Below are 12,241 nucleotides of genomic sequence, written 5' to 3' on the forward strand. Positions count from 1 at the left end.
AAGCCAGCTCCTACAGGGTTTGTGGCGTTAACGCTGCAGGCGATAGATCGCATTGGCCAGCGCAATGTCTTCCAAACCCAGGCCGATGGAGCGGAAGAACACGTGGCGGTCGTAACCGGGGCGCTGTACTTTCTCGCTGATCAAGTCGGGCAGGTCGCCGACAATCGCGCCCTTGTCCCAGCCATGCTGTTCAGTGGCGATCAGCATTTCACCGGCCGAGCCCGGAGTGGTCAGGCGATAGTCGCAGAACACTTGCATGTCGTTGAGGCTCTGCGGCGGCACTTCGTGAGCGCGCGGCGCGTTGGTGCTGATGGAGGTGATCAGCGCCGGTTTGCTCAGGCTTGTCGGGTCGATCACCGGGCCTGCGGACGAGGTGCAGAGCATGATTACGTCGGCTTCCTGAACGGCGGCCTCGCGACTGTCGACGATGTTCAGGCGTGGTTCGATGTTTTTCAGCCGGCCAACGGTGTCAGGGTCGTCGCTCAGGTTCGGCGCGTACAGGCTGATGCTCTGCCAGTCGCGCAGGCCTTTCACGTAATGCAGGTGCGCCTGGGCCACTTTGCCGCTGCCGATGATGGCCAGGCGATTGGCTGTGAGCGGCGCGAGGGCGTCGACCGCTACGGCGGTGGTCGCGGCGGTGCGTGCCGTGGTCAGTTCGCCCGCATCGCACAGCAACAGCGGCTGGCCGGTTTGCATCGACATCAGCAAGGTCCACGCCGTCACCAATGGTCCCTGCTCACGGACGATGTATGGCGAAGTCTTGATCCCGTACACGCCGTCTTCGGCCAACACACCCAGGTAGTTGATGAAGTCACCGGCGCCCTGTGGGAACTCCACCAGTTGCTGCGCCGGTTGCACGGCTTGCCCGGTCGCCAGGTCACGGAACATTTTGCGCAGGATCTGCGGTACATCGACCTGCGCCAACAGCTCGCGAGCCTGGGCTTGGGTGATCACTTGGGGCGTACTGGACATGGTCGGCTCCGGAGCTGAAAGTAAACTAATTTGTCTATTATGGACTTTTAGTTGTCGCTAGCAAGCACCTGTTGAAACGCCGGGCGAAAAAAAAGCGCAGTCCGTTTCCGGCTGCGCTTCTCTTTTCAGCGTCGCTTAATGAGGACGCTTGCGCTCCACGGCCCGCAACAGATGCGTCGGTGGCGTTTCACAGCTGATCTTGCGCCCCAGCTTTTCTTCGATGGACGGTAGCTGATAGGAGTCGTCTTCACCGGCAAAGCTGATGGATACGCCGTCGGCACCCGCACGCCCGGTACGCCCGATGCGGTGCACGTAGTCGTCCGGCACTTCCGGCAGGGTGAAGTTGATCACGTGGCTGATGCCGTCGATGTGGATGCCGCGACCGGCCACGTCGGTGGCGACCAGCACACGAATCTTGCCTTCGCGGAAACCTTCCAGGGTCTTGATGCGCTTGTGTTGCGGTACGTCGCCGGACAGTTGCGCGGCATTGATGCCGTCGCGGACCAGGCGTTCTTCGATGCGCCGCACTTCGTCCTTGCGGTTGGCGAACACGATCACCCGCTCCCAGCCGTTGTCGTTGACCAGGTTGTAGAGCAGTTTGTACTTGTCGGCACCGGCCACCGCGTAGATGTGCTGTTCGACGTTTTCGTTGGCCACATTCTGCGACTCGATCTCGACGATGGCCGGGTCGGTGGTCCATTGCTTGGCCAGGTTCATCACGTCTTCGGTGAAGGTCGCGGAGAACAACAGCGTCTGTCGCTCGTTTTTCGGCGGCGTCTGGCGAATGATCTGGCGCACTTGCGGAATGAAGCCCATGTCGAGCATGCGGTCGGCTTCGTCCAGCACCATGACTTCGACCATGTCCAGATGCACGTCGCCGCGCTGGTTGAAGTCCAGCAGGCGGCCGGGTGTGGCCACGAGGATGTCGCAGTGACGGGCTTCTAGGTGCTTGAGTTGCTTGTCGAAGTCCATGCCGCCGACGAACGTCATGACGTTCAGGCCGGTGTACTTGGTCAGGTCGGCGGCGTCCTTGGCGATCTGCACCACCAGCTCCCGGGTCGGCGCGATGATCAGCGCCCGTGGCTCACCCATGTAGCGCTCTTTCGGCGGCGGGGTTTGCAGCAGCTGGGTGATGATCGAGATCAGGAACGCAGCGGTTTTGCCGGTACCGGTCTGGGCGCGGCCGATAGCGTCTTTGCCCGCGAGGGTGAAGCCCAGCACCTGGGCCTGGATCGGCGTGCAATACGGGAAGCCCAGGTCCTGGATGGCGTGCATCAGTTCAGGGGCGAGTTTGAAATCGTGGAAGCGGGTTTTACCTTCCTGGGGTTCGACGACGAAGTCTTCGAGTTTCCATGGGATGACCGGCGCCTTGGGCTTGGGTTCGCGGCGTGGTTTGGCGGGTTTCGGCGTTTCGCTGCGCGGCTGCTCCGGGGCTGTTACTGCCTCAGGCTGGGCAACTTCTGCGGTCTTTGGCTCATGCTTGGGTGCCGCTGTGGTGGCGGCCCGTTCAGACTGATTACCGTCGGTGCGGTGGCTGGGAGCGTGAGACGCAGCGTTGGGAACTGGCGCGAGTTGCTCAGTCTCGCTTTTACCGAACATTTTCTTGAGTGCTTTGAGCACGGTCATCTCATCAATTGGTTAAGGAATGTACGCCGGCCAGTGTAATGCAAGAATCGGGCGCGGCGTAGTGGGATGGATCAAAGGGTGTTTTTAAACCTGAGTGTTCAACGCAGGCGCTCGGAGAGCCAGGTGCCGATATCACGAATCTCCTCGGGTAACACTTCGTGACCCATTGGGTATTCCTGCCATGTCACGGTGACACCACGCTGCTTCAAATGCTCGTAGGCGCTGCGTCCCATCGAGTTTTGCACTACATCGTCGTATTGGCCGTGCATCGACAGTACCGGAGTGCGCTGCTGGCTGGCGGACAGTTCCAGTTGGTCGCTGAAGGTCGGTGCATAAGTAGAAAGGGCAACGACGCCACCCAGTGGTCCCTGCCACTTCAGAAACGCGGTGTGGAACACCACGGCGCCGCCTTGGGAAAAACCTGCCAGGAAAATCCGCGAGGCGTCTATTCCGATGGCTCGCTGGGTGTCGATCAATTTGATGACCCTGTCCGACGACTCTTCCAGTTGCTCGCGGTTGATCGCGCGCGCGGGGCTCATGGCCAATATGTCGTACCAGCTCGGCATCTCGTATCCGCCATTGATGGTGACGGCGCAGGTGGGGGCCTGAGGGAGAACGAAGCGGGTGGTCAGCAATGTTTCCTGCAACGCTTCGGCCACTGGCAGGAAGTCGTAGCGATCGGCGCCCAGGCCGTGCAGCCAGATAACGCAGGCGTCTGCGGGCTTGACGGGTTCAAGAATCAGGGGCTCGGTCATGTCTGCTCCAATGTTGTGCGTGCGCGCTCATTAAGTGCGTGGTCGGAGTGCGCGTCTGGTTGATCAGTTACGAAGATGTCGCAAGGTTACAAGTTTTGCTATTGACCTGCAGCTGAACCGCTTCGGAGGGCGGTGTGGTACGGGCTTTGCTATGGCGAAGTCTGTATGAAAAATCCCACGTCTGTCGGTAACACTATCAGGCCAAGGTTATTAGTGGGATTGAAAAGAATCCGGTGATGGATGTTCGCCAAGGGCCGCTACGGGGCTTCGCGAACGTGAAAGGGCTACAGCCCGTTCGGCCGACTGGTGAGAGTGAGTTTTCCATGATGTGGATTTTCTCCTACTAGACTCATAGCTAACGTCTTACGTCGGTTGACCCCAAAACAAGCCAACTCGGGTCAACTACGCCTCATAAGGGTGCGACAGGACTCACGCTCCGACACAACAAGAGCAAAACTGGAGGTTTGAATGAAGATGTTGAAATCCACCCTGGCTATCGTGACTGCAGCCGCAGTACTCGGTGTCAGCGGGTTTGCCCAGGCGGGTGCAACCCTGGATGCAGTGATGAAGAAAGGTTTCGTGCAGTGTGGCGTCAGCGATGGCCTGCCAGGCTTCTCGGTTCCGGATTCCACCGGCAAGATCGTTGGTATCGATGCTGACTACTGCCGCGCAGTAGCGGCTGCTGTCTTCGGCGACGCGACCAAGGTCAAGTTCAGCCAGTTGAACGCCAAGGAGCGCTTCACCGCGCTGCAATCCGGCGAAATCGACATCCTGTCGCGCAACACCACCATGACCAGTTCCCGTGATGCGGGCATGGGCCTGAAATTCCCGGGCTTCATCACTTACTACGACGGCATCGGCTTCCTGGTAAACAACAAGCTGGGCGTCAAGAGCGCCAAGGAACTGGACGGTGCAACCATCTGCATCCAGGCCGGTACCACTACTGAACTGAACGTTTCCGACTACTTCCGCGGCAACGGCCTGAAATACACCCCGATCACTTTCGACACCTCCGACGAAAGCGCCAAGTCGCTGGAATCCGGTCGTTGCGACGTACTGACCTCCGACAAATCCCAGCTGTTCGCCCAGCGCAGCAAGCTGGCTTCGCCGAAGGACTACGTCGTTCTGCCGGAAACCATTTCCAAGGAACCTCTGGGCCCGGTCGTACGTAATGGCGACGACGAGTGGCTGGCCATCGTGCGCTGGACTGGCTACGCCATGCTCAACGCTGAAGAGGCCGGCATCACTTCGAAGAACGTCGAAGCCGAAGCCAAGGGCACCAAAAACCCTGACGTTGCCCGTCTGCTGGGTACCGACGGTGAATACGGCAAAGACCTGAAAGTGAAGAAAGACTGGGTCGTGCAGATCATCAAACAAGTGGGTAACTACGGCGAAGTGTTCGAGAAAAACCTCGGCAAGAGCACTCCGCTGGAAATCGACCGCGGGCTGAACGCTCTGTGGAACGCTGGCGGCATTCAATACGCACCACCAGTGCGCTGATGGTTCTATCACCCGGTGGGCCAACCACCGGGTGATGTTCTGTTCCATTATTTCCGGGGCACTTCATGCAAAATTCAATCGGCGCACCAAAGCAGAGGCTCAGCCTCAGCGATCCACGAGTGCGTGCGTGGCTATTCCAGATCATCACCATTATCGCGGTGGTCTCGCTGGGCTGGTATCTGTTCGATAACACCCAGACCAACCTTCAGCACCGGGGCATTACCTCCGGTTTCGACTTTCTGGAGCGCAGTGCCGGTTTCGGCATCGCTCAACACCTGATCGACTACACCGAAGCAGACACTTACGCACGGGTGTTTGTCATCGGCCTGCTCAACACCTTGCTGGTGACCTTTATCGGCGTGATCCTGGCGACGATCCTCGGCTTCATCGTCGGTGTGGCACGGCTGTCGAAGAACTGGATCATCGCCAAGCTGGCGACGGTGTATGTGGAAGTCTTCCGCAACATTCCGCCGCTGCTGCAAATCCTGTTCTGGTACTTCGCGGTGTTCCTGACCATGCCGGGGCCGCGTAACAGTCACAACTTCGGTGACACCTTCTTTGTCAGCAGCCGTGGCCTAAACATGCCGGCGGCGTTGATGGCGGACGGCTTCTGGCCGTTTGTGGCCAGCGTTGTGGTGGCTATTGTCGCCATCGTGCTGATGAACCGCTGGGCCACCAAGCGCTTCGAAGCCACCGGTGTGCCGTTCCACAAGTTCTGGACCGGCCTGGCGCTGTTCCTGGTGATCCCGGCCTTGTGCGCGCTGATCTTCGGCGCACCGGTGCACTGGGAAATGCCGAAGCTGCAAGGCTTCAACTTCGTCGGCGGTTGGGTGTTGATCCCGGAACTGCTGGCCCTGACCCTGGCCCTGACCGTGTACACCGCGGCGTTCATCGCCGAGATCGTCCGTTCGGGCATCAAGTCGGTCAGCCATGGCCAGACCGAAGCGGCGCACTCACTCGGCCTGCGCAACGGCCCGACCCTGCGCAAGGTGATCATCCCGCAAGCACTGCGCGTGATCATTCCACCGCTGACCAGCCAATACCTGAACCTTGCGAAGAACTCCTCGCTGGCGGCCGGTATCGGTTATCCGGAAATGGTCTCGCTGTTTGCCGGGACCGTGCTCAACCAGACCGGCCAGGCGATCGAGGTGATTGCGATCACCATGAGCGTGTACCTGGCGATCAGTATCAGCATTTCCCTGCTGATGAACTGGTACAACAAGCGCATTGCGCTGATCGAGCGGTAAGGAAAAGCGCATGAGCACTCATACTTTCAAACCTGACATGCCTCCACCGAGCAGCAGTATCGGTGTGGTGGCGTGGATGCGCGCGAACATGTTCTCCAGCTGGCTCAACACCCTGCTGACCCTGTTTGCGTTCTACCTCATTTACCTGGTGGTGCCGCCGATCCTGCAGTGGGCCATCCTCGATGCGAACTGGGTGGGCACGACCCGCTCGGACTGCACCCAGTCGGGCGCCTGCTGGGTGTTCATCCAGCAGCGCTTCGGCCAGTTCATGTACGGCTACTACCCGCCGGTACTGCGCTGGCGCGTGGACCTGACGGTGTGGCTGGCGATTGTCGGCGTGGCGCCGTTGTTCATCTCGCGCTTTCACCATAAGGCGGTGTACGGGCTGAGCTTCCTGGTGCTGTACCCAATCATTGCCTGGTGCCTGCTGCATGGCGGCGTAATGGGGCTGGACGCCGTGGCGACCAGTCAGTGGGGCGGCCTGATGCTGACCCTGGTGATCGCCACCGTCGGCATCGCCGGTGCGCTGCCGCTGGGGATTGTCCTGGCATTGGGCCGTCGCTCGAACATGCCGGCGATTCGCGTGGTCTGCGTGACCTTCATCGAGTTCTGGCGCGGTGTGCCGTTGATCACGGTGCTGTTCATGTCCTCGGTAATGTTGCCGTTGTTCCTGCCCGAAGGCATGAACTTCGACAAACTGCTGCGGGCCCTGATCGGCGTGATCCTGTTCCAGTCGGCCTACGTGGCCGAGGTGGTGCGCGGTGGTCTGCAGGCGATTCCCAAAGGTCAGTACGAAGCGGCTGCCGCGATGGGGCTGGGCTACTGGCGCAGCATGGGCCTGGTGATTCTGCCGCAAGCCCTGAAGCTGGTGATCCCCGGCATCGTCAACACCTTCATCGCACTGTTCAAGGACACGAGCCTTGTGATCATCATCGGCCTGTTCGACCTGCTCAACAGCGTCAAGCAAGCCGCCGCCGATCCGAAATGGCTGGGCATGGCCACCGAAGGCTATGTGTTCGCCGCCCTGGTGTTCTGGATTTTCTGTTTTGGTATGTCGCGCTATTCCATGCATCTGGAACGCAAGCTCGACACTGGCCACAAGCGCTGAGGCGCTACCCAATTTAGGAAGTTTTGTGATGAGCGAAGCAAACAAGAAGCCTGTGAGTCCTGAAGGCATTATTCAGATGCAGGGCGTAAACAAGTGGTACGGCCAGTTTCACGTACTCAAAGACATCAACCTCAACGTCAAGCAGGGCGAGCGCATCGTCCTGTGTGGCCCGTCGGGTTCCGGCAAGTCCACCACCATCCGCTGCCTCAACCGTCTGGAAGAACACCAGCAGGGCCGCATCGTGGTCGATGGCGTGGAGCTGACCAACGACCTCAAGCAGATCGAAGCGATCCGTCGTGAAGTCGGCATGGTGTTCCAGCATTTCAACCTGTTCCCGCACCTGACCATTTTGCAGAACTGCACCCTGGCGCCGATGTGGGTGCGCAAGATGCCCAAGCGCAAGGCCGAGGAAATTGCCATGCACTACCTGGAACGCGTACGCATTCCGGAGCAGGCGCATAAATATCCGGGGCAACTGTCCGGCGGTCAGCAACAGCGTGTGGCGATCGCCCGCGCACTGTGCATGAAACCGAAAATCATGCTGTTCGACGAACCGACTTCGGCCCTCGACCCGGAGATGGTGAAGGAGGTTCTCGACACCATGATCGGCCTGGCTGAAGACGGCATGACCATGCTCTGCGTAACCCACGAAATGGGCTTTGCCCGCACCGTGGCCAACCGCGTGATCTTCATGGACAAGGGCGAAATCGTCGAACAGGCCGCGCCGAACGACTTCTTCGATAACCCGCAAAATGATCGCACCAAGCTGTTCCTGAGCCAGATCCTGCATTGATCGACGCTCGGCAGTGAAATAAACCCGGACTGCGTTCCGGGTTTATTTTTGCCTGAAGAAAACCATGTCCCTATAGGAGCGAGCTTGCTCGCGATGGACTTGAGAGCGCTGCGAGGTACCTGCCAACCAGCGTTTTCGTTGACGTCCATCGCGAGCAGGCTCGCTCCTACAGGGATCGCCTTGCTCTCTCGGGTGAAGCTGACTAGCATGTCAGAAAATTCATCCTATGATTGGATGAAAGGGCGAATCCTATGTCAGAAACTTCTCCACTCGTTAAACGATCCCTGGTCGATCAGGCCCTGGAGCAACTGCGCCAGCGTATCAACCAAGGCGTTTGGACCGTGGGCCAGCGGTTGCCTACAGAGCCTGAGTTGTCCGCCGAGCTGGGCATCAGCCGCAACACCGTGCGCGAAGCCATGCGCGTGTTGGCGTTTTCCGGGTTGATCGAAATCCGTCAGGGCGATGGCAGTTACCTGCGGGCGGTGGTCGACCCGCTCGATACCTTGAAAGCGCTGTCCCGTTGCTCCCTTGAGCAGGCCCGGGAAACCCGGCACATCCTCGAAGTCGAGGCCATTGGCCTGGCAGCCATGCGCCGCACCGATGAAGACCTGGTGGCATTGCGCGAGGCGCTGGGTGTCAGTGGCAGCCACTATCACGGCGATCTCGACACCTACATCGCCTGCGATCTGGTGTTCCACCGCCGCTTGGTGGACGCAGCACACAACCCGACCCTCAGCGAGCTGTATCGCTATTTCTCCAGCATCGTCGGCGCGCATTTGCGCCAGACGCTGAACATCGTCCCGCGCCGCCAGGAAGTGTTCGACCTGCACATCGAATTGCTCGATGCCGTCGAACAACGCGACCCGGAACGGGCCAAATCCCTGTCGAGGCAGTTGATCAATGAACCTTGAAACCGAGAACTCGATACAGCGCAGTGATTTATCCACAGCCCCCAAACGCTCGGCTGAGCTGGAAGAGCTATTGATCGACGCCGAGGCCGATGACGAACAGGTTCAGCAAACCCACCCGGTACTGCGCCGGCCGTGGCTGTTGCTGCTGGGCCTGATTCTGGTGGCGCTGAACCTGCGCCCGGCGCTGTCGAGCATGGCACCGATGCTCAGCGAAGTGTCGAAGTCCCTCGGTCTATCCGCATCCCAAGCCGGTTTGCTGACGACGTTGCCGGTGCTTTGCCTCGGCCTGTTTGCGCCGTTGGCACCCGTGCTGGCGCGGCGATTTGGTGCGGAGCGGGTGGTGCTGGGCATTCTTCTGACCCTCGCTGGCGGGATCATCCTGCGCAGTTCCTTTGGCGAGATTGGCCTGTTCGCTGGCAGCGTGCTGGCCGGTGCCAGCATCGGTGTGATCGGCGTGTTGCTGCCGGGCATCGTCAAGCGTGATTTCCCGAAGCAGGCCGGGACCATGACCGGCGTCTACACCATGGCCCTGTGCCTGGGCGCGGCGATGGCGGCGGGTGCGACCGTGCCGCTCAGTGAGCATTTCGACAAGCGCTGGGCGCTGGGCCTCGGTTTCTGGGTCATTCCGGCATTAGTGGCCGCGCTGTTCTGGTTGCCGCAAGTCGGCCAGAAGCACGGCGCGCATAATGTCGCCTACCGCGTACGGGGACTATTGCGTGACCCGCTGGCCTGGCAGGTGACTTTGTACATGGGCCTGCAATCGTCCCTGGCTTACATCGTGTTCGGCTGGTTGCCGTCGATCCTGATCGGGCGCGGCCTGACCCCGACTGAGGCCGGGCTGGTGTTATCGGGCTCGGTGATCGTGCAACTGGTCAGCTCCCTCGCCGCGCCATGGCTGGCTACACGTGGCAAGGATCAGCGCCTGGCGATAGTGATCGTAATGGCCCTGACCCTCGGCGGTCTGTTCGGTTGCCTGTACGCCCCGATTGAAGGTCTGTGGGGCTGGGCAATTGTGCTGGGGCTGGGGCAAGGCGCCACGTTCAGCCTGGCATTGACCTTGATTGTGCTGCGTTCGCGGGATTCCCATGTGGCGGCGAACCTGTCGAGCATGGCCCAGGGCTTCGGTTATACCCTGGCGTCCATGGGGCCGTTCGCGGTGGGTATCGTGCATGACTTGACTGGCGGCTGGACGGCTGTGGGCTGGATCTTCGGTGTGATCGGTCTGGGGGCGATCATTGCCGGCCTCGGTGCCGGGCGCGCGCTGTATGTAGAGGTCAGCAGTGAGAAAATTCAACCGTGACAGACGCCTATCAATAGATAACCTCCAGGGTCGCAGAGCCGTCGAGTGATCGTACTTATCAACAACGTTGCGATCAGGGTTAAAGGTATACGCTTCATCGGTAAATTCTTTTTTGGGAAGAAGGTATAGGTGCTGAACCGCTTGTTCATACAGCCAACAAACGGTTCAGCGTCTTGGTCCTTAGAGGTACATCACTTCAAACGTTGCGGAGCCGTCAATTTCGAGGTCGCCGTCCAGCTTCAGCTCATCAGCACGGACGATGTAGGTGTCGACCTTGAAGTCCACGGTGACAGTCTGTGCATCGATCGGTGTAGTACTGCCAGTAGTGGCAGCGGACAACCAGTATCCCGCTTTAACAAAGTCTGTGTTTGCCCAAGTGGTTCCGTTGTCGTTTGACTCGATAGGATCAACCAGGACGCTATCCGCTGTGATTTGCTGAATGAATGGGGTAAAAAATCCCACCGGTTTTCCCTCACTGGTCAGGCCAAGGCCAAACCCGTCACCAAGTCCTGTACCGTTTCTATTGTCGATTGCATTGATGGCGAAGCCGGTAGATCCATCGCAGTCCAAGGTCAATGTAATCTCATGACTGCCAACCCGAGTGTTCCGCTCCTGATCTAGCTGATTATACGAGATCGATCCCAGGTCAATGGCGCCTCCACTGGAGAGTGTTGGCGTGCAAGCGGCTGGCGTGATGACGCCGCTGACCGTCAGTTCAGTGCTCGGCCCTGCAAGTGCAAATGGAGCGATGCTGATCAGTACCGTCGTGGTGAGTGCTGCGAAGTACTTTTTCATGGATGAAACTTCCTTTCGGTAGTTGACCTTGAAGGGGCCAGGGCGCGTGATTGCGCCTTGGGTTCAACAAGGCAGGGTGGGTATTACGGGTAAAACATTTCGATCGTCCCTGAGCCGTCGAGGTGAACGGCGGTGCTCAGGTCCAGGCTCGCTGTTGGGGCGATGACTGCATCGACCGTAACCGTGGTTGTGAGGCTCTGGATGAAAGCAGGTCCTGCGATGCTGGCGGTGCTGTCGGTAAAGCCCAGGTAGCTTTGCTGGGCGATCGCTACGGGGTTTGAACTGGAGGTGCTCCAGGCCCCGCCTCGGGTGGTGGAGCCGGTTTGATACATGCGGGTAAAGCTGTCCACGCTGGCGTTGGCGGGATTGACAGTCAGTGAGTACAGGCCAATCTTGTTGTTGCGCTTATCCAGACCCAGTCCGTAGTAAATCCCGCTGTTGACCGTCGCCGTACCTGGGCGGTTGTCATGCATGACAAGGGCAAATTGCGTCGGTGCGTCGCAGCCAATTCGCAGGGTTAAATCCTTGGGAGGCAGTCGGGTGTCTTTGTCGAGATTCAGGTCGTTTATCGATAACCGACCGAAATCCACCTGGCCGCCATTGGACAGATCCACGTTGCAGGCGACGGGAGCGAAACTGGCGCGCAGGGTTATCTCCCTTGTGCGGCCCGTAGCGACCGCGTCGAACAGGCCGGTGGTTTCCCAGACAACCGCATCTCGTACCTGCAATGCGTTTTCCGGCGTCCAGGCTGTCAGTTCCAGTTGCGCCGACAGGCTTTGCCCTCGTACCGCCATACCGCCCCGAACCGGAACGATCGCCTGTTGCGGTCGCCAAGGCAGACTCGAAGCGGTTTGTTCGGGTAACTGGCCGACGGAGGAAATCAGGCCCAGGTCCACCGGTTGCCCATCGAGTACGGCGTCCCCCATACGCACGGCATAGCTGCCGTGCTCGGTAAAGCGAAAGCGTTCGGCGGTCGCGGCCATGGCGCGGTAGAACAGGGTCATGTCGGTGGGGTGCGGGCAGTTCAGGTTCAGGCTCAGACGGCGCTCGCCCAGGGTTCGCTCTGCGGGGACCTGGGCGCGTATTGCCCGATTCATCACGCCGTAATCGAGCACGGGCTGACTCAGGGTTAGCTGGCAGTCATCAGCGAGCGCCCAGGCCTGAGGCGCAAGTCCGCTCAACATCAAGGTGCCGAGTGTTAACAGCAAAGGGTGGGACAGCTTCATAGGGACAT

At 59.6% G+C, this 12,241-nt stretch carries 11 protein-coding genes; 6 read left to right on the top strand and 5 right to left on the bottom strand.

Annotated features, from left to right (window positions below; genetic code table 11):
• Positions 1-27: 27 nt before the first annotated feature.
• The 3 genes from B0D71_RS20000 to B0D71_RS20010 form a co-directional block, all read right to left on the bottom strand.
• The gene (locus B0D71_RS20000) at positions 28-972 is read right to left on the bottom strand and encodes an ornithine cyclodeaminase family protein (protein WP_103396288.1); all 945 of its coding nucleotides are present in this window, start codon (positions 970-972) and stop codon (positions 28-30) included.
• Between the two features lie 135 nt (positions 973-1,107).
• A complete protein-coding gene (gene rhlB / locus B0D71_RS20005) occupies positions 1,108-2,598 on the bottom strand; it encodes an ATP-dependent RNA helicase RhlB (RefSeq protein WP_103396289.1) in 1,491 nt (496 codons plus the stop codon).
• Positions 2,599-2,696: 98 nt separating this feature from the next.
• A complete protein-coding gene (locus B0D71_RS20010; protein WP_103396290.1) occupies positions 2,697-3,353 on the bottom strand; it encodes an alpha/beta hydrolase in 657 nt (218 codons plus the stop codon).
• Between the two features lie 468 nt (positions 3,354-3,821).
• Here B0D71_RS20010 and B0D71_RS20015 point away from each other — a divergent pair, with 468 nt between their 5' ends.
• From B0D71_RS20015 to B0D71_RS20040, 6 genes are all read left to right on the top strand, one after another.
• A complete protein-coding gene (locus tag B0D71_RS20015) occupies positions 3,822-4,853 on the top strand; it encodes an amino acid ABC transporter substrate-binding protein (protein ID WP_008018591.1) in 1,032 nt (343 codons plus the stop codon).
• Between the two features lie 65 nt (positions 4,854-4,918).
• Positions 4,919-6,100, top strand: coding sequence for an amino acid ABC transporter permease (locus B0D71_RS20020; protein ID WP_103396291.1), 1,182 nt, complete (start codon positions 4,919-4,921; stop codon positions 6,098-6,100).
• A 10-nt stretch (positions 6,101-6,110) separates the two neighbouring features.
• Positions 6,111-7,208, top strand: coding sequence for an amino acid ABC transporter permease (locus B0D71_RS20025; protein WP_103396292.1), 1,098 nt, complete (start codon positions 6,111-6,113; stop codon positions 7,206-7,208).
• Between the two features lie 28 nt (positions 7,209-7,236).
• On the top strand, positions 7,237-8,001 hold the full coding sequence (locus B0D71_RS20030; RefSeq protein WP_103396293.1) for an amino acid ABC transporter ATP-binding protein: 765 nt from the start codon (positions 7,237-7,239) through the stop codon (positions 7,999-8,001).
• A gap of 251 nt (positions 8,002-8,252) precedes the next feature.
• Positions 8,253-8,912, top strand: coding sequence for a FadR/GntR family transcriptional regulator (locus B0D71_RS20035; RefSeq protein WP_103396294.1), 660 nt, complete (start codon positions 8,253-8,255; stop codon positions 8,910-8,912).
• Positions 8,902-10,212 carry a CynX/NimT family MFS transporter gene (locus B0D71_RS20040; protein ID WP_103396295.1) on the top strand — a complete coding sequence of 437 codons (1,311 nt, stop codon included), beginning with the start codon at positions 8,902-8,904 and terminating at the stop codon, positions 10,210-10,212. Before B0D71_RS20035 ends, B0D71_RS20040 begins: the two co-directional genes overlap by 11 nt.
• Positions 10,213-10,392: 180 nt before the next feature.
• On the opposite strand, the gene B0D71_RS20045 is transcribed toward B0D71_RS20040, so the two are convergent.
• The gene (locus B0D71_RS20045) at positions 10,393-11,007 is read right to left on the bottom strand and encodes a DUF1120 domain-containing protein (RefSeq protein WP_103396296.1); all 615 of its coding nucleotides are present in this window, start codon (positions 11,005-11,007) and stop codon (positions 10,393-10,395) included.
• A gap of 83 nt (positions 11,008-11,090) precedes the next feature.
• Positions 11,091-12,233 (bottom strand): DUF1120 domain-containing protein, encoded by a 1,143-nt coding sequence (locus B0D71_RS20050; protein ID WP_103396297.1) that lies wholly within the window; start codon positions 12,231-12,233, stop codon positions 11,091-11,093.
• Positions 12,234-12,241 lie beyond the last annotated feature (8 nt).

It is taken from the genome of Pseudomonas laurylsulfativorans (assembly GCF_002906155.1).
GTDB classification, from domain to species: Bacteria; Pseudomonadota; Gammaproteobacteria; order Pseudomonadales; family Pseudomonadaceae; genus Aquipseudomonas; species Aquipseudomonas laurylsulfativorans.